15 protein-coding genes and 2 pseudogenes are annotated in these 19,351 nt (G+C 66.9%); 11 read left to right on the forward strand and 6 right to left on the reverse strand.

The window, feature by feature from the left end:
* From HET64_RS22290 to HET64_RS22300, 3 genes are all read right to left on the reverse strand, one after another.
* On the reverse strand, positions 1-471 hold a 471-nt coding region (locus HET64_RS22290; RefSeq protein WP_215108230.1), incomplete at its 3' end, for a hypothetical protein.
* Between the two features lie 124 nt (positions 472-595).
* Positions 596-1,216, reverse strand: coding sequence for a cysteine hydrolase family protein (locus tag HET64_RS22295; protein ID WP_215108232.1), 621 nt, complete (start codon positions 1,214-1,216; stop codon positions 596-598).
* Complete coding sequence (locus HET64_RS22300) at positions 1,216-1,962, reverse strand: N-acetyltransferase (protein WP_215108234.1); 747 nt, start codon at positions 1,960-1,962, stop codon at positions 1,216-1,218. Before HET64_RS22300 ends, HET64_RS22295 begins: the two co-directional genes overlap by 1 nt.
* Positions 1,963-2,155: 193 nt before the next feature.
* Here HET64_RS22300 and HET64_RS22305 point away from each other — a divergent pair, with 193 nt between their 5' ends.
* Entirely contained in the window at positions 2,156-2,821 is a 666-nt protein-coding gene (locus HET64_RS22305; RefSeq protein WP_215108236.1) for a hypothetical protein, read from the forward strand.
* Positions 2,822-2,854: 33 nt separating this feature from the next.
* On the opposite strand, the pseudogene HET64_RS22310 reads toward HET64_RS22305, so the two are convergent.
* Positions 2,855-3,286 (reverse strand): annotated as a pseudogene (locus tag HET64_RS22310) (HNH endonuclease family protein); the annotation flags it as partial.
* Positions 3,287-3,447: 161 nt separating this feature from the next.
* Between HET64_RS22310 and HET64_RS22315 the strand changes: the two are divergent.
* The 9 genes from HET64_RS22315 to HET64_RS22355 all read left to right on the forward strand — a co-directional run bounded on the left by HET64_RS22315 (position 3,448) and on the right by HET64_RS22355 (position 17,084).
* Positions 3,448-4,848 (forward strand): tyrosine-type recombinase/integrase, encoded by a 1,401-nt coding sequence (locus tag HET64_RS22315; protein ID WP_251145691.1) that lies wholly within the window; start codon positions 3,448-3,450, stop codon positions 4,846-4,848.
* A gap of 74 nt (positions 4,849-4,922) precedes the next feature.
* Positions 4,923-6,659, forward strand: a complete 1,737-nt coding sequence (locus HET64_RS22320) for a hypothetical protein (RefSeq protein WP_215108238.1) — start codon at positions 4,923-4,925, stop codon at positions 6,657-6,659.
* A 173-nt stretch (positions 6,660-6,832) separates the two neighbouring features.
* Positions 6,833-8,821, forward strand: a complete 1,989-nt coding sequence (locus HET64_RS22325) for a hypothetical protein (RefSeq protein ID WP_308370298.1) — start codon at positions 6,833-6,835, stop codon at positions 8,819-8,821.
* On the forward strand, positions 8,818-9,297 hold the full coding sequence (locus HET64_RS22330; protein ID WP_215108242.1) for a hypothetical protein: 480 nt from the start codon (positions 8,818-8,820) through the stop codon (positions 9,295-9,297). Before HET64_RS22325 ends, HET64_RS22330 begins: the two co-directional genes overlap by 4 nt.
* A gap of 414 nt (positions 9,298-9,711) precedes the next feature.
* Positions 9,712-10,938 carry a DNA methyltransferase gene (locus HET64_RS22335; RefSeq protein WP_215108244.1) on the forward strand — a complete coding sequence of 409 codons (1,227 nt, stop codon included), beginning with the start codon at positions 9,712-9,714 and terminating at the stop codon, positions 10,936-10,938.
* Positions 10,939-10,963: 25 nt separating this feature from the next.
* Positions 10,964-12,904 (forward strand): ATP-binding protein, encoded by a 1,941-nt coding sequence (locus HET64_RS22340; RefSeq protein ID WP_215108246.1) that lies wholly within the window; start codon positions 10,964-10,966, stop codon positions 12,902-12,904.
* Positions 12,905-12,906: 2 nt separating this feature from the next.
* Positions 12,907-14,319, forward strand: coding sequence for a DNA double-strand break repair nuclease NurA (locus HET64_RS22345; protein ID WP_215108248.1), 1,413 nt, complete (start codon positions 12,907-12,909; stop codon positions 14,317-14,319).
* A gap of 314 nt (positions 14,320-14,633) precedes the next feature.
* A complete protein-coding gene (locus HET64_RS22350; protein ID WP_215108250.1) occupies positions 14,634-16,172 on the forward strand; it encodes a UvrD-helicase domain-containing protein in 1,539 nt (512 codons plus the stop codon).
* Positions 16,173-16,349: 177 nt separating this feature from the next.
* Positions 16,350-17,084, forward strand: a complete 735-nt coding sequence (locus HET64_RS22355; RefSeq protein ID WP_374105571.1) for an HNH endonuclease family protein — start codon at positions 16,350-16,352, stop codon at positions 17,082-17,084.
* Positions 17,085-17,157: 73 nt separating this feature from the next.
* Here HET64_RS22355 and HET64_RS22360 read toward each other — a convergent pair.
* Positions 17,158-17,532 (reverse strand): annotated as a pseudogene (locus HET64_RS22360) (HNH endonuclease); the annotation flags it as partial.
* A gap of 100 nt (positions 17,533-17,632) precedes the next feature.
* Positions 17,633-18,502, reverse strand: coding sequence for a hypothetical protein (locus HET64_RS22365; protein WP_215108253.1), 870 nt, complete (start codon positions 18,500-18,502; stop codon positions 17,633-17,635).
* A gap of 114 nt (positions 18,503-18,616) precedes the next feature.
* Between HET64_RS22365 and HET64_RS22370 the strand changes: the two genes are divergently transcribed.
* Positions 18,617-19,204: a TetR/AcrR family transcriptional regulator gene (locus HET64_RS22370; protein WP_215108254.1), complete on the forward strand. Its 588-nt coding sequence runs from the start codon at positions 18,617-18,619 to the stop codon at positions 19,202-19,204.
* The last annotated feature ends 147 nt before the right edge of the window (positions 19,205-19,351 follow it).

Genomic DNA, 19,351 nt, shown 5'->3' on the forward strand with positions numbered 1-19,351 from the left:
CTGCACGGTGTACGGGTTGGGCTGCGGGCGCTGGTGCTGGTGGTGCTGCTGCGCGGGGTGCCGCTGGTACGGGAGCGGCGCGGGGTGCCCGGCAGCGGGGAACGGGGGCGGGGTGCCGAGGGAGTTGTAGTGGCGGATCTCCACGTACAGGTAATAGGTGATCACCCCGGCCAGCAGGCCGACGATCCAGACCATCATGAACAGCGCCGACGCGTCCGACATGTCCTCGGGGTCGTCGGGTGTGTCCATGATGAAGGCGAACAGCGCGGCGTTGAGGACGATCACGACCGCGAGCAGCACCCAGTCGCGCGGCCTGCGGGTGACGCACGCCAGCCGCAGCATCGCCACCCAGCCCAGCATGCCGCAGCTCAGCACGGTCACCGCCACGAGGATCACGCGCACCGTCGTGAGCGTCGCCGAGGACGGCCGGGATGTCGTCTGCTGCTGCGGCGTCGGGCCGTAGCCGTGCATGTGCTGCTCCTGGGACGCGTATGTCGGACGTGTGGGGTGAGCGTATACACCTCCACCGACCGGCCGACCCCGGGTTGTACCCAACCGTTGTGGTTCTCCCCGCCCGCGGGACCGCCGCCCCCGGTCAACCGGCCGGTGCCGGGGCTCCGCCGGTGAAGTCCACCTCGGCCGCCGGCAGTACGCGCACCCGGCGGCCGGGGAAACGGAGGTTGCGGTAGATCTCGTTGTGGTGCGCGACGGACGCCTCCGGTGCGGCGTACGGGCCGGGGCCGGGCCGGACGGACGTGGTGTGCCCGTCCGCGACGAGCACCACGTCGTACCCCCGGCTCAGCGCCTGCCGGGCCGTGGACTCGACGCAGATCTCGGTGGCGAACCCGGTGACGACGACTTCCCCGACCCCCCGGGCGCGCAGGACCGCGTCCAGTTCCGTGTCGAGGAAGCTGTCCGGGGCGGCCTTGGGCACGACCGTCTCACCGGGGGCCGGGGCCAGTTCGGGCACGATCCGCCAGCCCTCGGTCCCGGGCTCCACCTCGTCGTCCCGCTGCTGCGCGAACACCACCGGCGCACCGGCCTCCCTGGCCCGTGCCTGGAGGCCGGCGATGGCCGCGACGGTGCCGGACGCCCGGTACGCCATCGCGACCAGGGCGTTCTGCATGTCGATGACGAGGAGAGCGGGGGCAGGGGCGAGGGGCGGCGCGCTCGGGGTCGCGGGTGCGGGGGCCGCCGCGCTCGGGGTCGCGGGCATCACAGTCGGTGCCGTACCCAGACGTTGGGCTCGACGTAGACCGCGTAACCGTGCGCGAGCGCGCAGTGCACCGGGACGAGCGCCCCCGGCACCTCCACCGGACCGTCCTTGTCGAACGGCAGCCCGGTCCACTCCCGCCACTGGGCGAGCGAGCCGCTCACCGTCATCGACACCGTGGCGACCGAGTCCACCGTGCCGCCCGCCCGGGCGTGGACCCGCAGCCAGGGGTCCACGGGGAGGCCGTCCTCGGGGCGGGTCAGCCGGGCGTACTCCTCCATCGGCAGGCCGGACCGCAGGTGCTTGCCGTTCGGCCGCACCGGGGCGACGACTTCCCGGAGGCCGAGCCGTAGCGCGTTGTCGCGCAGCGCGGCGAGCATCCGGCCCGATATGCCCTTGCCCTGGTGGCCGGTGGCCACCGTGATCTCGATCGCCCCGACCGTGTCGGGCGTCCGTCCGCGCCGCAGGTCCGCGAACGCCCACAGCAGCATCCGGTCCCAGCCGCCGACGGGCAGTTCACCGCGCCCGGGGGCGTCCAGCACGAAGGGCACGCTGTAGGCGCGGGCGACCACGGTGCCCTCGGGGTCGGTGGCGACCAGCACGTACTGGGGGAACTCGACGGCGATCCGGGCGAAGTTCGCCCAGCCGACGATGTCCTCCAGGACGAACTCCGGCCAGGTGTCGGGCATCCGGTCCAGGGCGTCGGCCAGCTCCGGGCGCTCGGCGAGGGTGGTGATGTTCAGCTCCATGCGCGCGACCCTAGACAGACTCCGCCCCTCCGACCAGCGAATATCGGCTCGGCACCACCGCGCGCCCACCGCGCGCGCCCACCGTCGGGTTCGGGCCGGGACCGGCCCGAACCGGCCGGAACCATGAGGTGTCCATGCCGCGTCCCCACCCGTGACTTCGCCCCCTGTGCGCCACTCGTCGAGGAGCAGAACCATGACCCAGCCCGGCAGTACACCGACCCGCCCCCGGAGAGGCGCCGGGTGCCTGCAGAGCCTGGTGGTGCTCGCGGTGATCCTCGGACTGGGCTACGGAGCGTCCAAGATCTTCGGCGACGAATCCTCGAAGTCGTCGAAGTCCTCGTCGTCCTCGTCCTCGTCCGCGTCGGACGGCAAGGGTGGGTCGTGGGAGATCGGTGACTGCGGGGGCCCGGACCCGGAGAACAAGCCGGACGGCTACCGCGCCTTCGACTGCGACGAGCAGGGCGCGACCTTCGAGGCCCTGAAGATCGAGGACGCGAGCTTCATGCCCGACGCGATCCAGTGCCCGGCAGGTACCGACCTGATCATCCAGGTCTCCCGGGTCTTCGGCTCCGACGACGGCAAGAAGGGCGGCGGCATCCCGACCAACACGGTCTGCGGCCGCAACCTGTCCGGGGAGCACCCGGGCGACGCGGGCGCCGGGGGCGGCCAACTCGTCGAGGGGGACTGCGTGTCGGCGACGGCCCAGGAGATCGCCTGCGCCTCGGCCGGGGCGGACGCCTTCAAGGTCCTCGGCCTCGTCAAGGAGAAGAAGGAGTGTCCGGCGGCGACCACGGAGCCCATGCAGCTGATGATGACGATCGGCCGGCCGTACGACGTCATCTGCGGCGGCAAGGTCTGAGACCCGCCCGCTCCCCGGTGCGGTGGCAGCCGCTCAGCCGCCGCACTGGGTGAGCATGGTCCGCTTGTCGGCGGCCGTGACCGGGAGTTCGTACTTCAGCGAGACCTGGGCGAACCGTACGGCGTAGGAGCAGCGGATCGGCTTGTACGGCGGCAGCCAGGAGGCCGGGCCGGAGTCCCTTTTGGCGTTGTTGGCCGGGCCGTCCACCGGGATGAGGTTGAGCGGGTCGTTGGCGATCCGCTCGCGCTTGGACTCGTTCCAGCGGGCGGCGCCCATCTGCCAGTTGTAGGAGAGCGGCATCACATGGTCGATCTGCACCTCGGTGGCCCGCTGCTTGCGCCAGTCGATGTTCTCGCCGGTATAGGGGTCCTGGAGCGTCATCGACATGACCACGCAGTCGGATCCCGCCTTGTGCTCGATGTCCTTGCCGTCCCGGGCGAGCAGGTCGTTGCTTATGGCTGCACCTTCCCCTGTCTCATCAGATGCATTCTTATGTTCACTCAATGAGTGACTCATCAGCAACAGAGGGCTGAACGATGCCGACGGTTGATACGGCTGAGGTAGAAGAGGGCGAGGCGGTGGTGGCTCTGCACCGCACGGCAGGGCATCTGGCCGCGGTGCCGGGCATGGACTTCGACGCTCGGAGAGTGCTTCAGCGGGCCGGGGTCACCGAGGGGCAGCGGTTCATCCTCGGGCCAGACGGAGCGTACGACGTACAACTGAACCGCTTCTTCCGGGAATTGCCCGAGTGGGGTGTGCGGTCGGAGAACGGGATCAGCGGATACTCCTCGGACATCATGCTGGTCTGCCGGTTCCTGCACGAGGCGCGGGGCGGCAAGTCCATCTGGGAGATCGACGGTGAGGACCTGCGCGCGTACAAGCACGCGCGACTGGAGGCTCTCGACCCCGACGACCGGATCAAGGAGACCACCTGGGCACGGACGATCGCCGCGCTGGACAAGTGGGTCCGGTGGTCATTGGACGCTCAACTGTTGTCGCGTGAGCCGTTCCGCTACATCGACAAGACAGTGATGACGTCTCAGGGGCCCAAGCAGATGCGGGTGAATGCCGAGTCCCTGCCGGGACCGGGCCGGGTCCCGATCACCTTCCTGTCGTACGAGGACTATCTGCTGTGGCGGGACGTGGGGTTGCGCGGATTCCTGCCCGACGGCACGCGTGACCCGAAGTGGCGCGGGCGCAATCGCGACCGCAACGCACTGTTCGCCGATCTGCTGGTGTGCACGGGCATGCGGCTGGGTGAGGCGTCCTGCCTGCTGGTTCCGGAGCTGCCGCCGTTGGCCCAGGGCCGGGGAGATTTCCATCTGTCGCGGGCGATCACCAAGCGTCATGTTGCCCGGACTGTGTTCTCGCGCCGTCGTGTCCTGCGCGAGTTGCACCACTATCTCGGCTTTGAACGGGACGAGTTGGTGCAGCGTCACCAGGCGACGGGTGTGTACGCGGAGTGGGAGCAGCCCTGGCTCGTCCGGAGGGCGAACCGGCAGGCGCTGGTCGTGGAGGGGCAGCGGAAGGCGTGGCCCCACTCGGAGATCGGCATGGAGGATCGGCTTCGGCTGCTGTCGGTGAACGGTCGGGGGCTGCCGAGCGGCCCGCTGTGGCTGTGGCTGGGCGAGGACGGCCGACCGCTGAAGAGTTCCACCTGGCAGTCGGCCTTCCGGCGCGCGAACGAGCGGTGCGCGGCGTTCGGTATCGACTTCGACGTCCATCCGCACACGCTGCGGCACACATTCGCGGTGTACATGCTCGGTTTGCTGCTGAGACAGACGATCCGGGCGATGGGAATGAGCGAGGACCGGCGTTTCACGCTGGCCCAGATCAAGCGCATGCTGATCGGCAACCCGATGCGCAAGCTGCAGCTGTTGCTCGGCCACGCCCACGAACAGACCGTCTACCAGTACCTGGACGTGCTGGACGAGGCCCAGGAGATCGTGCTGGCTGCGCTGGCGGAGTGGGATGAGCAGGAAGCCGGCCTGGACCCATTCGAGATGCCGGCCGAGGCGGACCGATGAGTAAGCGTCGCGTCCGGTTCTCCGAGGCCGTGTCAGCTCCCCCGCTGCCGCAGCCGGTGCCCACGATCGGGCCAGTGGTCCTGACCGTGCAGTTCGACGGTCAGGACGAGGTGATCGATTTCTCTGACCTGCCCTGTCCTCGCGTGACCCGTCCGATGGCCACGGCCCTTGCGGAACTCCACCGGCCCAAGGGGCTGAAGTTCGACCGGCGGCACATCATGGCCACCGTTGCTCTTGTCCGCGACTTCCTGACCTTTCTTTGCGCGGCGATGCCCGAAGAGGGTGAGTGCGTCGATCTGGACGACCTGGAACCCGAGTTGCTGGACGCCTACGAGCAGAAGCTGCTCGCGCAGTACGGTGAGGACAGCTCGACGCCCTTCAACTCGATGTCGCGTCTGATGCGGATCTTCCGCAGGACGCACGACGCCAGGCCAGACGGATTCAGCCAAGAGTTCCAGAGGCGACTGGGTTACGCGGCCAGTGAGGCGTCCAACGTCAGGAAACCGCTGGACGCCTATCCGTTCCCGGTCTTCGACGCCATGGAAGCGGGCGCGTTGGCCGAGGTCGGTGAGATTCGCGACCGAATCCTGGCAGGTGAACGGCTGGCCGACCGGGGCCAGGACCCGGATGTCCACGGCTGGGACCAGCTGGAGAACGTGCTGTGGTGGATGCGTCGCAACGGCCCGCTCACGGGCGAGCACCGGCACATCCCCGTGGTGGCCGACAGCGGTCGGATGCGCGGGGTGAACGCGATGCTGTTCCTGTCCTCGGTGGACATGGCGCCGTTCCAGATCCTGCTGGCCTGCCAGACCGGGATGGAGCCCGAAGCCATCAAGGATCTGAAGGCGGGGTGTCTCTTGAACCCAGCCCGGGGATTTGTGAGCATCGCGTATCTCAAGCGCCGCGCCGGGGCCGACCCGCACAAGACACTGAGAGTGCGCGACGGCGGCAATCTACGCTCGCCCGGCGGGGTGCTCCGGCTGGCGATGCGGCTGAACCAACTCGGTCGTGACCTCGGCGGCTACGACGCATTGTGGGTGACGGCCTCCCGCCTCACGGGTGAGCTGGCACCCGCGTTCGCGACCGGGAGCGGGGTCGGCCACCGGCAAAGGCGGGGCTTCATCGCCAAGTACGGCATCGACGCGATGACTGACAGGGACGGAAAGCCGGTCACCGTGGATCTGCGACGGCTGCGCAAGACGTACAAGTCCAAGCAGTATCTGCGGGCTGGCGGCGTTCTGCCGGACTTCGCCAGCGGTCACTCGAAACAGGTCGCGGGATCTCACTACGCCGATATCGGAGCGCATGAGGAGATCCATGAACAGGCCGTCGAAGCGGGGCTCGCCCAGGCCCTGGCGGTCGCTCTGCCGCCGCCGGTGGTACTCGACGAGGACGGCGAGCGTCTGGATGACGGTGAGAGCGAGATGGCATCGGAGACAGTGCGCGACGCGCTGTCCGGGGCGACGGATGTGTGGGTCTCTGCTTGCCAGGACTTCTTCGCCTCGCCGTACGCGATGAAGAAGGGGGCGCCGTGCCCGGTGCCGCCGTGGGTGTGTCTGGAGTGCCCGAACGCTGTATTCACCACCCGGCACCTACCTGCGGTGCTGTCCACGCTGAATGCGATCGAGCGGCAGCGTGAGGAGTTCTCCGCTGCCGAGTGGGCCGCTCGCTTCGGTCTCGCTCACGAGCGGATCACCAGCGGCGTCCTGGCGCGCTTCAGTGCTCCTCAGATCGTCAATGCCCGTGCCATCGCAGAAGCCGACGGCACCCGTCTGGCCCTACCCGGCTCGTACCTGGAGACAATCCGTTGACTGTCCCCGCTCCCGCTCCGGCACATGTCCCCCCTCCCGCCCCAGACGACTACGTCCTGCCCACACGGCTGACCCGGCACCACGTCGACCGCGGTCCTCGATTCAGCGAGGACGTCTGGGACCTGCGGGCCTTCCTACCGCGCACGCATCTGAGGCGGTGGGTGGACTTCCGCGTGATCAAGGACGATGGCCAGCGCCGCACCGCGAAGGAGTACATCTACTCCCGGCTGCGGCGTCCCTCCGGCCGGTTCCACCGTCCGATGAAGCTCACCCGAGCGTGCGCGGAAGCCGAGGCCCTGGCCCGGATCTTCCGCGATCTGCGGACAGTCGGCGCCTCCTGTCTGAAGGACGTCGAGCGCGAACACCTCGATGCCGTGTTGCCGTTGTGGAAGGCTTCCGGCGCCTCGGCCGCCACCAACCTGGTCGGTGTGCTCAAGCACCTCGCGGCACACGGGCCCTTTCTCTCCCATGACCGCCTGGGACTGGCTCCCTGGGTCCACCGCAGTGCACGGCACGTCGGTGGGCTGCCCACGCCGAAGGAGAACACCACCCCGCGCATCCCCGAGGAGGTCCTGGCACCAATGCTGGCGGCCGCACTGTTCTACGTGCAGGTCGCCAGCGGCGACGTCCTGGCCGCCCGGAGCGAACTGGATCGGCTTGAGGCGAACCGTGCCAGTCGCCGCCGTGGCCTCAGCGTCAGGCAGGCGTTGGATGTCTACCTCGCCGAGCGCCGGGTCCTTGGCCGCGGCCTGCCCGCCGTCCCTCCGACCCAAGCCCACCGTGTCCCCTGGGCCGAGGTCCGGGACGGCGTGGTGCAGGCCCCGAACATCCAGCTGCTTGAGCTGTTGATCGGAACCAGCAGCCTGCACCGTTTCCGTGACCACATCATCACGGCGGGGGATGAACTGGGATGGGAGGCGGGCGGCATCCCGGTGGCGATGTCGCCTTGGCCGGCTTCCGGCAAGGCCTGGTGTGCGGGGCTGTCCCCGACGACCCTGGGCTTCGAGGTGTCCTTCCTGCGGACCGCCTGCTGGCTGGTGATCGCGTATCTGAGCGGAATGCGCGACGACGAGGTGCGTCTGCTCTCCCGGGAGTGCGCGCTCACCGACACCGGAGCGGATGGCCGCACCCGGTACAAGATCCGCGGCCGGGTCTACAAGGGTCGCAAACTCACGGGCGACGAGGCCGAATGGACAGTCCTGCCAGTAGTGCACGAGGCGGTGAACGTCCTCAAGCAGATCAACGACGACCCCCGCCACCTGTTCGGCCATTACCGGGGCGAAGCCACGGGATACGCGATGACCAGCGCTATGCCTCAGCGTCTGGATGCCTTCCGCGATCACCTCAACGAGCTGTTCAGCACCCCCGATGGCCTCTACGTGCCTCTGCCGGTCACCGACGTGGTCGCCTCCCCGGACCTTCTGGAGGACGACGATGCTGAGCTGGGCCAGGCCACTGCGGAGGAGGCTGCGGGCGGCAGCGACGAGGGGCACCAAGAGCTGCCGTGGAAGTTCAACACACGCCAGTTCCGCCGCACGCTGGCCTGGCACATCGCCCACCAGCCCTTCGGAGTAGTGGCCGGAACCCGGCAGTACAAGCACACCGCTTACACAATCTTCGAAGGGTACGCAGGGACCTCTCAGTCCGGATTCGCCGACGAGGTCGCCGCCGACAAGGCCGTGGCCAAACTCGACTACGTCGAAGATCTCTACCACGACTGGAACGACGGGGGTAAGTCCGCTGGTGGTGCCGTAGGTCGCATCGATGCCGAGTTCGACCGCATCCGAGCCGAGCTCGGCGACCTGCCCGGCACCGTCGCCAGCCCCGAACGCCTGCGGACCGCACTGCACCACCTGACCCGCACCCTGCACCCCGGCGTCCTCAACGACTGCTTCCACCACGAGGCCGCCGCAGTGTGCGGCAAACGCGCCAAGACCGTCGGCCGCCCGCTGCCGATGCTGAACATGTGCCTGAGCTGCCCCAACTCCCGCCGCTCCGCCGTCCACCTGCCCCGCATCCGCAGCACGCGCGACCGGGCCGTGGAAGAGTTCGCCGACACTGCCGGCCTCCCGCGTCTGCAACAGGTCGCCATAGGGGAATTCGTCGCCACGCTGGACAACCTGATCACCGAACTCACCGACGAGGAAGACACCGCCGTATGACCGCCCCCGCCACCACGCAGACCGTGTTCGCCCGCCTGGCGCGCGAACACGAGGGCCTCACCGACCTGGATCGGCAGATCATGCGGGCCTTCGAGCAGCTCATGAACGGCCGCCCCGAAATCACCGACGGCTCGATGACCGCCGTCAACATCGCTGCCGAGGCCGGAGTCTCCCGCGCCTCCTACTACCGCTCCCCGGTGGCCGCGGCGATCAAGGAGATCCTGGCCGCTCCGGAGGTCAAGCGGCCCGAGACCGACACGCTCAAGGCGGAGGTCACCCGCCTACGCAAGGAGCTACGCGATCTTCGTCAGGACAAAGCCGCCGAGATCCGCGAACTCAAGGACGCCGCCGCCACCTACGCCAACCAGATTCAGACACTGACCCTGCGCAACAAGGAGGTTGAGGATGACGCCCGCAAACTGCGTGTTCAGCTCGCCCAGCACTCCGACGGCGTTGTACGCCCCCTGCACTCGTGAGGGGATTGAGTGGCACGCGCGTCTTCAAGCGCCGAAGGGTGCACCAAGACTGTCGGGCCCGCCATCGGTTGCAACCGGCAGCTGTCGCAGCTGATCTGGATCCCGGTGCGTGGCCTATCACCACGCAAACACGGTCGACCTTGCCGTTGTTGAGGCTGCCTCGATACACACGATGCCTCGACCGACAGAGACGGACAATTCGGCGCACGGGCCGTCCATCTCTGCGCGGCCTCCCGCACAGTCGGCAGGGCCCGGCGATGTTCGAGCTGGTTCGCGAGACCGATCATGCGCTCAGCCTGGGCAGATATGAGGTTCGGTGATCTCTATGTACTGACAGGGTGACGGATAGTAGTATCGGAACGCTCAGGGCCGCGTACTGGCTTGCGACGGCACCGGTACTACATGATCAGAGGCATGGGCGTTTCCGCGAGCTATCAAATTCAGGATCTTCCGCTGCAGTGGCGCTCTGCCCCTAGGCGATGGGGTCACCCCCTGCACAGTCTGTGCAGCTACTTCGCCATGTTCCCGCCTCAGTTGGCGCACTTCTTCGTGGACTGGCTTACCGAGCCCGGAGATGCTGTTTACGACCCATTCTCCGGGAGGGGCACTGTCCCCCTCGAAGCGGTGCTTCAGGGGCGACGCGGATATGGAAGCGACGCGAACCCGCTCGCCGTCGTCCTCTCTCAGGCGAAGACCCGTGTCCCGAGCAAGCGCACGCTACTCAAGCGACTGGCTGAGATTGAGGGCAGCTACTCACCCGGCGCGGTATCCATCGCCGATGAACCCGCGAACATCACGATGCTCTACAGCGATGAGACGCTCCGGCAGTTGCTCTGGCTGAAGGGGCAGCTGGACCGGACGCACGACACCGACTGCTTCTGGATCGCGACGATCCTCGGCATGCTGCACGCCAACCACAACAAGTCCGGCGTACCGCGGGGCTTCTCGATCAGCATGCCGAACACCTTCGCAATGGCACCTGGGTATGTGGCCAAGTACATCAAGGAACACGGCCTCGTACGACCAGAGGTCGACGTCTTTGACATGCTGCGCACACGGCTGGAACGTCTCGATCTGCCGACCGCCAAGCGGAGCGGCGGCAAGACCTGGACGCATGACGCCACGACTCCTCCGCCGTCCTGGCTCGTCCACAAGCGACCGAAGCTGATCTTCACCTCCCCTCCGTACCTCCAGGTGATCAAGTACGGCAAGTACAACTGGGTGCGTCTCTGGTTTCTCGGCGAGACCTCGTCCGAAGTGGACGAGCGACTCATGGCCTCGTCCTCACTCACGCGATACCTGGAATTCATGAAGTCGGTCGCGGCGAACCTTAAGACGGTCGTTGCTGAGGACGGCTACGTGTGCTTCGTGATCGGGGATGTCCGGCGAGGAGAAGAGGACCTCAACCTCGCCCAGGCCGTCTGGGACGGCGTACTGCAGGACCAGGGCTGGCACCTGCACGGGATCATCGCCGACGAGATCCCCCAGAACCGCAAGGTCAGCCGCATCTGGAAGCACAACAGTGGCCGGGCCACCAAAGTCGACCGGCTGCTGCTACTTAGCCCAACACCCCAGATACTTCCGGACGTCATCCCGTCGTCCTGGACCCAGCAGCTGTCCTTCGTGAACAAGCGCAGCTAAATTCCACAGCAGGGGGAACCGCAGTATGCAGACCATGTTCGAGGAGCTCAAGCAGCTGGCCAGCGTCGACCTGTTCGCGGAAAGCCGCAAGGAAGATGCCTTCGTTGGGCGCCCGTTCTACCTCGACTACGACCGCCTCCGCCTGATGAGCAACGACAAGTGGAAGCAGAGCGTGGGCGGCGTGCCAGCCGGCGCCTTCCTCCTCGCTCTCTACAACGGCGAAGCCGGTATAGACGAGGCCGTCCTGCTGCGCGTACTGCGGCCCACCAAGCTGCCCACGGACGACGACATGGTCATGGCTATGGTCGACCACTACAAGGAAGCGCCCCGCGACGGCAGCGGAACCCCGCTCGACTCCTACACCCGCTCCGAGTTCCAGTTCTCCGGGCTCGAATGCCGCGTGATCGGCACCTTCTACCGCGACGAGAACCGCACGACCCGCTTCGCCGGCGACCTCGACAACTTCTACGCACCCCACAACTATCGGGTCGTCAAGCCCACGGGCAAGATCCTCGAGTACATCGTCAACTTCCGCGAACAGGGCATCCCCGGCGGCAAGGGCGATGAACGGATCGGCAAGGTCCGCTACAGTTCCAGCCTGCGTCATCAGACTGGCTCCGAGGTCCCTGTCTATGTGTCGGCGCTGGACTTCCTCGGTAAGCGGACTGCCCTGTTCGGCATGACCCGCACCGGCAAGTCCAATTCCGTCAAGAAGATCATCCAGGCAACAGTCGGGATCTCCGGGTCCGGTGTGAAGATCAAGGATGAGCAGGTCTTGCCCGTCGGACAGATCATCTTCGACATCAACGGCGAGTACGCCAATGCCAACCAGCAGGACGACGGCACTGCGATCTACGAGCAGTACCCGAACGAGGTCACGCGCTACAGCGTCCTCGAGAAGCCTGGCTTCAAGGTTATGAAGCTGAACTTCCACCGCTCGATCCCGGAAGGGCACGGACTGCTGGCTGGTCTGCTTGATGACGACACCAGCACCTACACCCGCGCCTTCTGCTCGATCGACTGGACCGAGCCCGATCCTGATGACTATTCGGCCAAGACCCGTTTTGGCGTCAAGAAGGCCGTCTACCAGACGTGCCTGAAGCAGGCTGGCTTCGGCAACGCGGGGCAGAGGGTGTCTTTCCAGTCGAACAAAACGATCATGGAGAGCGGGATCCCCGGACTCGACGGCGTGGATCCGAGTAAGGGCATCTCCATCGACGACGCGGTGGCTTGGTTCACTGCGGCCTGGGAGAACTACGCCGAGGCGGATGGCCCCTTCCAGCGCCTGAAGCGGGAGAAGAAGGGGCGTGAATGGGCTGACGAGGACACGCAGACTCTCATGCGCTTCCTCACCCGCAAGGCCAAGCCCGGGGGCGCGGCGAACGAGGCAGGTTTCCGAAAGCTCATCAAGCACCGCATTCTGCACACCGACAGTATCGCCGCGCCGTTCGAAGACGAGATCGTCGGCCTGTTGCGGGCAGGCAAGATCGTGATCCTGGACCTGTCCCAGGGCAACCCCGAGATCCAGCGCACATACTCGGACCGCGTATCACGCAAGATCTTCAACGAGGCGATGGACCGGTTCATCAATAACAACCAGACCAACTTCATCCAGATGTACTTCGAGGAGGCCCACAACCTCTTCCCCCGCAAGGACGACAAGGACCTCACGCAAATCTACAACCGGCTGGCCAAGGAGGGCCAGAAGTTGTGGATCGGACTGTGCTATGCGACGCAGGAGGTTAGCTCGATCTCGAGCAGCATCCTGAAGAACACTCAGAACTGGTTCGTCTCGCACCTGAACAATCGCGACGAACTGCGGGAGCTGGACAAGTACTACGACTTCGAGGACTTCACGGACAGCCTGCGCCGCACGATCGACAAGGGCTTCATCCGACTCAAGATCGACTCGAACACATTCATCGTGCCGATCCAGGTTGACCCGTTCAAGGTCTCGGGGGTCTGAGCGTGGCCTACTCCAGCCTTAATGGGCGCAAGCCCATGGAACGCGCAAGCAAGATCTCGCACACCAACATCATCGCCTCTCAGGAGGTGAAGGACCTTCTGGCCGATTGCAGCATCCCGCGGCCAGCCGACACCCAGACCGTCCAGGAACTCCTCGTGCGTGTGCCTGCATCTGGGGGCCAGACGATCAAGCACGTCATCGCAGTGGACGGCAGCTTCCGCGAGGCCCTCGTGCGGGATGAGTTCCCCTCGGCCACGATCACCTTCTTTGCGTTCGGCCCGCTGATCTTCAAACTCGACGATCTCCGGCAGCTCGATCGCGAGACGTTCATCGCACCGGAAGACCTGGCCAAGCTCAAGAAGATCCAGCGTTTTCAACTCGCGCTTCCTACGCGCAACATCTCCCGCTCCGGACTCGGGCTGCAGGACTCAATTCGTCTGACCCTCCACGAGTTCCTCGCACGCCGCATCGAGGGCGACAAGTCCCTGTACGACACTCTGCGCTGGCTTATTTATCGCCGTTGGGCAAACACCCCGGACGCACGTCGGACGCTTCGGCACTGCCCAAACAAGGACGTCAACGGGTGCGGCCGCGAAGAGATCGTGCTGACCGCCGATACTCCCTACCGCTCCGAGTGCACGAGCTGCCGCGGCCCCATCTATCTGGCCGACATCCTGCGGCTCCATGAGCTCGTGGACGATGAGCAAGGTGCCAGCCGCATCACCTCCTACCTGCTCTCCGCTTTGGAGACCCTCGCGCTGGTTCACGTGATCCACGCGTTGTGGGAGATGAAGCCGATCCTGCTGCGCGAGTTCCTGTTCATCAAGGACGGACCGCTCGCGCTCTTCGGTCAGGTCTTCACTCTGGCAGACCCGCTGCGGGACCTCGCGAACTTCCTTGCCTCTTACCGTGACCCTGCAGACCAGAGCAAGGTCCTGCCGCTCCTCAACGTCGTCGGCCTCGAGAAGAGCGGGTCCTTCGTAGAGCATGCCGTGCACATCGAAAAAAGCCTCGGCAAAGCCCTCTCCGAGGCGCAATCCGACGGAGACTTCGCCGGTGTCGTCCTGCCCCTGTCTAACGACTACATCTACAAGTACGTGGTGCCCGGCGACCCTGGCGGAACGATCGCTTACGGGCAGAACACTTACTGGGGCGGAAAGATGATCTTTAAAGCGAAGGACGGGAGCACGTATGTGGCAACCGTCCCAACCCTTGGGGGGCACAAATCGACCCCCAAGTTCGAGGACTACATCAACCTCACCGACGTGCTGGCTGCGGTCTCTGAGCTCCGTTGCTCGATGTACGACAACGCCCTGATCCCCGTGGCGCTGGCAAATCGACTGGTGTCACTTTCGGAGGTACCCAGCAGTCGCATCCTGGAGAACTTCGCCCGCGGTACCATCAGTCGCTCGTAGAGGACGATCTCCAGTCAACAAGGCCGGCCACGACAGGACACCCTGGCCGGCCTTCGCCGTTCCTTTGGCCTCACATCCGCGCGGGGTCTACCTCGGCTTTGGTATCAGGCCGGGAGGAGGCCGGCGCGGTCTCGCTGACAGGTGAGTCCGCGCCAGCTGCGGGCACCAGGACTCGTTAACGGCCTCCCTGCCCCCGCCACGGCCTGGTAGGCCGCAGAAGCCACCGCGGGAGTCGTGATCGCCGTACACGCCCGATCCCTTTGTGTCACGGTGAAGTTGCGCTATGAAGTCGCACCCACCCGTTGAGGAGCACGATGCCCGACCCAACCTATGAGCAGAGCACGGCCGTCGACGCCTTCCAGCGTGGAGACCATGTGGTCCTGCAGGCAGGCGCCGGAACCGGCAAGACCACGACCTTGGCCATGCTCGCTGCCAGCACCGGAAAACGCGGCCGGTATATCGCCTTCAACAAGTCCATCGCTGGTGACGCAGCCCGCACGTTCCCCAGCAACATCCTGTGCAAGACCGCGCAGTCCCTCGCGTTCAGCGCCGTGGGCCACATGTACGCACCTCGAATGAACGCCCCCAGAATTCCTGGCTGGAAGACCGGCGCTTCCCTCGGCATCGCCGTCAACATGCGAATCCGCATCGGAGAGCGAAACGTCACCAATAAGGCACTTTCGTACACTACGCTGCGAACTGTCACTCGCTTCTGCCAGTCGGCGGACAGCACCATCAAACGCCACCACGTCCCGCGTCTGCGCGGCATCGAAGCCGAACACCTGCACACCCAGCTGGTCGACATCGTCCTGCCGTACGCAACCAAGGCGTGGGAGGACCTGCAAAGCCCCCTGGAAGGCGTCGTCCGTTTCGATCACGACCACTACCTCAAGATCTGGGCCCTGACCGAGCCAACGATTCGAGCAGACTTCCTGTTGCTCGACGAAGCTCAGGACACCAACCCCGTTGTCGAGAAGATCTTCAACGCTCAGCGCCAGCACACCCAGTTGGTGATGGTCGGCGACTCGGCCCAGGCCATCTACGGGTGGCGCGGCGCCCGGGACGTAATGAGTGACTTCGAGGGCACTCAGCTGGCCCTGTCCCAGTCCTTCCGCTTCGGCTCGGCACTCGCTGAGGAAGCCAACCGGTGGCTGCACATCGTCGATTCCCCGATCCGGCTGACCGGAACCCCGGCAATCAGTACCCGCTTGGAGCGCGTCACGGAGCCGGATGCGATCTTGTGCCGCTCCAACGTCGGGTCCATGCTCGAAGTCATGCGGCTATTGGAGGACGGCCGACGGGTCGCCCTCGTCGGTGGCGGTGAATCTCTGCGGGCCCTCGCGCAAGCTGCCCGAGACCTCAAGGCCGGCAGGCGCAGCATCCACCCCGAACTGATCCTCTTCGACTCCTGGGGCGAGCTCCAGGAGTACGCCGAGTATGACCCCTCCGGACGCGACCTGTTGCCGCTCGTCGAACTCGTCGACGAACACGGCGTCGACGTCATCCTTGACGCGGTGAACAAGCTCTCCGTCGAGCAAGGCGCCGAGATCGTGGTTTCCACAGCCCACAAGGCCAAGGGCCGCGAATGGGCTTCCGTCCGCATCGGCGAGGACTTCACCGAACCGATGGACCAGGAAGAGACCGACGAGAACGGCGATCCGCTGCCCGGCGACATCGACGACGCCGAAGCCCGCCTTGCCTACGTCGCCGTCACCCGAGCCCGCCACCAACTCGACATCGGCGGGCTGGCGTGGATCAATCAGCACCCCGATGGTAACCCCGGCTCGCCACGATCCCGACAGAACCCCGAACCTCCCTCTCCATGGGCCGCGCTGGGGCCTGCCACGAACTGAGCCGGCCCGGTCGCCCCGACCGCCGAAGCGCCTTCCGTGCTGGCCACGCGGAGTTCCCCCAGCCATGCACGAGAACCTGGCGTCGCTGTCGGGAGAAGTGGCCCTCTCGGCGAGGAACGAAGATTTCCACCCCTCCGACTACGAGTTGTGCCCCGCACCTCCTTACTCTGGTCCGCTATGACGCCTCGCCATGTAGCCTGCCGCTCCCAACACCTGATTCGGCTAACCATGTCGCTGCTAGCGGGCTCGCTCGTGCTGGCTGGGTGCGACGTCGGGAACAACCCCATTAACTCCCCACCCCGAACTGCCACGGCCTTTACAGGAACGGCATTGCAAGCCGTGGATGTCCTCACTGTGAAGGGGCGATCCCCCAAGACCGGATACGACCGGCGCGAGTTCGGTTCCGCCTGGGTCGACACCGACCACAACGGTTGCGGAACCCGTGATGACGTACTCGCACATCAGCTGGACGCCGTCTCCCGCGGCTCGGACGGATGCAAGGTGCTGCGTGGAGTGCTCGATCCCGACCCCTACACCGGAACCCGCATCACCTTCATACGCGGGCACAGCAAGATCGACATAGACCACCTTGTCGCCCTCTCCGACGCCTGGCAGAAGGGCGCACAGCAGTGGAGTGACAGTAAGAGACGAGCCTTCGCGAACGACCCGCTCAATCTCGTGGCAGCCGATTCTTCCGCCAACCGCCGGAAGGGAGACGGCGACACCGCGACCTGGCTGCCTCCCAACAAGTCGTACCGCTGCGACTACGTGGCGGGGCAAGTCTCCGTCAAGACGAAGTACAGGCTGTGGGTGACGCAGGCCGAGAAGGACGCAATGGCGAAAGTGCTGGCAGCCTGCCCGGACCAGAAGCTGCCTTCGGGTGGCAATCCCACGGAAACTGCCGTTCGTTGAGACACCGGAGTTGCGCTCCCCCGCCCTCAGCGTGAGACACTCTCACCTGGGACACTGGTGGTGCTCACATAACGTTGCGGGTGTCGCAGCCGTTGCGGGCGAGCGGGATGCCGTCGATCCCGTCCTTCCAGGCGTAGCCGAACCTCTTCCGCTCGTAGCCGGTCTTCGGGCCGCGCCCCTTGGTGGCCACCTTCTCGATGATCTTCCGGGCGGCGGCCCGGTCCGCGTCGGTGGTGAGGGGGGCCAGGCCCGGCTTCGTACCGTCGGGGTTGTCCAGCGGGCTGGCGCCGAAGCCCTCGGCGGACTGCGCGCCGCCGTTGGTCCCGCCGCTCGCGGCCTCCCCGCCGCCGGCCGCGAGGCCGTCGGGGCCGCAGCCGCCCGCCAGGGCGATCGCGACGAGGGCGCCGATGGCGGGCATTGCCGCGCGGTAGGTACCGGGAGCTATCACGTGAAGCCGTCCTGACGGGGAGAAAGCCGAACGCCGAGAATCCTAGGGGCGTCTTCCCCGCCGGAGGGGTTTCCATGACCGCGCCCACCTTTCGCCTCTCTCACACCTTCCCGATGCCGAGGGTGTTCTCGGCGGGAAGCAGTCCCGAGCCGATGACCTCCAGCCAGGGCTCCCCCAGCAGTTCCACCAGCCGCTCGCGCCCCGTCTCCCCCAGCGCCCGCCACGGCGCGGCGGCCTCCTCGTCGGTACGCAGCTCCACCTTCGCGCGCAGCTCGCGCCCCGCGTCCGTGGCCGTGCCGTCCGCCGCCAGCAGCCCGCGCTCGCGCAGCCGCCGCCGGGCCGCGCCCCACTCCTCCGCTCCCCATTCCCGGCTCGCGAACACCTCGGGGGGCGCCGCGCCGACCGCCGCGAAGGAGACCAGCGACTCGACCGGGTCGAGGCCGGCCCCGACGAGGGCGGCGATGTGCCCGTCGCCCCGGTGTTCGCGCAGAACGGTCGCCGCCTGCCAGAGCACCAGGTGCGGGGCTTCGGGCCAGGGCAGCGCGGAGTTGGCGGCTCCGAGGCCGCCGGGGGTCCCGGGGCCTGCCGCCTGGGCCGCGCGGCGGGCCAGCGCGGCGGCCTCGGCGAACTCCGGTCCCTCCACGCGATCCCCCAACAGGGCCCGGTAGGACCGGTCGACCGCCCGCAGCCGGGTCGCGAGCACGGCCTCGGGGGCGGCGGTCGCCCAGATGCCCGGAACGTAGCGCTCCACCATCGCCGGGGCGAAGCTGTGGAACGTCCGCACCGCCTCCGCCGCGTCCACCGCCCCCAGCGGAGCCGCCCGCCAGGCGAAGTAGCTCGCCCAGCGCTCCTCGGTGTCGTAGCCCAGCGCCGCAGCCTCCTCGAAGGCCTCGGGGGCGTAGTACAGAACGGCGTGCAGGGGCTCCAGGAGGTGCCACATCTGCCGCACACGGGCCGGTTCGCCGGTCATGATCTCCACCCTTCGGAACATGCGTCGTGCATCTTGCCAATGACTAGATCAGATCTCCAGCATGCGCGCACCGTCGGAACTTGTCAATGACTAGATGCCGGGTAGGGTGCTGCCATGACCAGCGAGCGCGAGCGCACCTACCACCACGGCGACCTGCGGCGCGTGATCCTGGACGCGACCCTCGACGCCATCGCTACGAACGGCCCCGGCGCCCTGAGCCTGCGCGACCTGGCCCGGCGAGCCGGCGTCTCGCACGCCGCTCCGGCGCACCACTTCAAGGACCGCACGGGCCTGCTGACCGCCGTGGCCGCCGAGGGCTACGCCCTGTTCGCCGACGCACTGGCCGGGGCCCCGGACCTCCGGGAGCGGGGCGTGGCGTACGTACGGTTCGCGGCGACGCACCCCGCGCACTTCCAGGTGATGTTCCAGCCGGACCTGCACCGCACCGACGACCCGGACCTCCTGGCCGCCCGCGCCCGGGCGACCGAGGCCCTGCGCGCGGGCGTGGCGGACCTCCCGCCGGCCGGCCGGGGCGAGGACGACCGCCTCGCGGGGGTGGCCGCCTGGTCCCTGGCCCACGGCTTCGCGACGCTGCTGCTCAGCGGCAATCTGGCCGACGCGATGGAGGGCCGGGACCCGGAGGAGACGTTCCGGTTGCTCACGGCGTTGATCTTCACGCCGGAAAACGGCCGCGCCAGCTGACGGGGCGTCCTCTAGGCTGCCCCTCATGGGCGTTTCCTGAGTGACGAAAGAGGTCCCGCAGCGGGACCGGAAGCCGCCCGGCGCCGACCGCCGGGCCCATTCGTATGCCTACGCACCCACCCAGGAGCCCCGGCCATGCCCCACGCC

It is taken from the genome of Streptomyces sp. McG3 (genome assembly GCF_018619185.1).
Taxonomy (GTDB): domain Bacteria; phylum Actinomycetota; class Actinomycetes; order Streptomycetales; family Streptomycetaceae; genus Streptomyces.

What these genes read in the sequence shown, in the direction of transcription:
- HET64_RS22295 (WP_215108232.1), bottom strand. Translation starts at nt 1,216, where the DNA reads ATGCCCGCGACCCCGAGCGCGGCGGCCCCCGCACCCGCGACCCCGAGC.
- HET64_RS22300 (WP_215108234.1), bottom strand. Translation starts at nt 1,962, where the DNA reads ATGGAGCTGAACATCACCACCCTCGCCGAGCGCCCGGAGCTGGCCGAC.
- HET64_RS22305 (WP_215108236.1), top strand. Translation starts at nt 2,156, where the DNA reads ATGACCCAGCCCGGCAGTACACCGACCCGCCCCCGGAGAGGCGCCGGG.
- HET64_RS22315 (WP_251145691.1), top strand. Translation starts at nt 3,448, where the DNA reads ATGGACTTCGACGCTCGGAGAGTGCTTCAGCGGGCCGGGGTCACCGAG.
- HET64_RS22330 (WP_215108242.1), top strand. Translation starts at nt 8,818, where the DNA reads ATGACCGCCCCCGCCACCACGCAGACCGTGTTCGCCCGCCTGGCGCGC.
- HET64_RS22335 (WP_215108244.1), top strand. Translation starts at nt 9,712, where the DNA reads ATGGGCGTTTCCGCGAGCTATCAAATTCAGGATCTTCCGCTGCAGTGG.
- HET64_RS22340 (WP_215108246.1), top strand. Translation starts at nt 10,964, where the DNA reads ATGCAGACCATGTTCGAGGAGCTCAAGCAGCTGGCCAGCGTCGACCTG.
- HET64_RS22350 (WP_215108250.1), top strand. Translation starts at nt 14,634, where the DNA reads ATGCCCGACCCAACCTATGAGCAGAGCACGGCCGTCGACGCCTTCCAG.
- HET64_RS22355 (WP_374105571.1), top strand. Translation starts at nt 16,350, where the DNA reads ATGACGCCTCGCCATGTAGCCTGCCGCTCCCAACACCTGATTCGGCTA.
- HET64_RS22365 (WP_215108253.1), bottom strand. Translation starts at nt 18,502, where the DNA reads ATGACCGGCGAACCGGCCCGTGTGCGGCAGATGTGGCACCTCCTGGAG.
- HET64_RS22370 (WP_215108254.1), top strand. Translation starts at nt 18,617, where the DNA reads ATGACCAGCGAGCGCGAGCGCACCTACCACCACGGCGACCTGCGGCGC.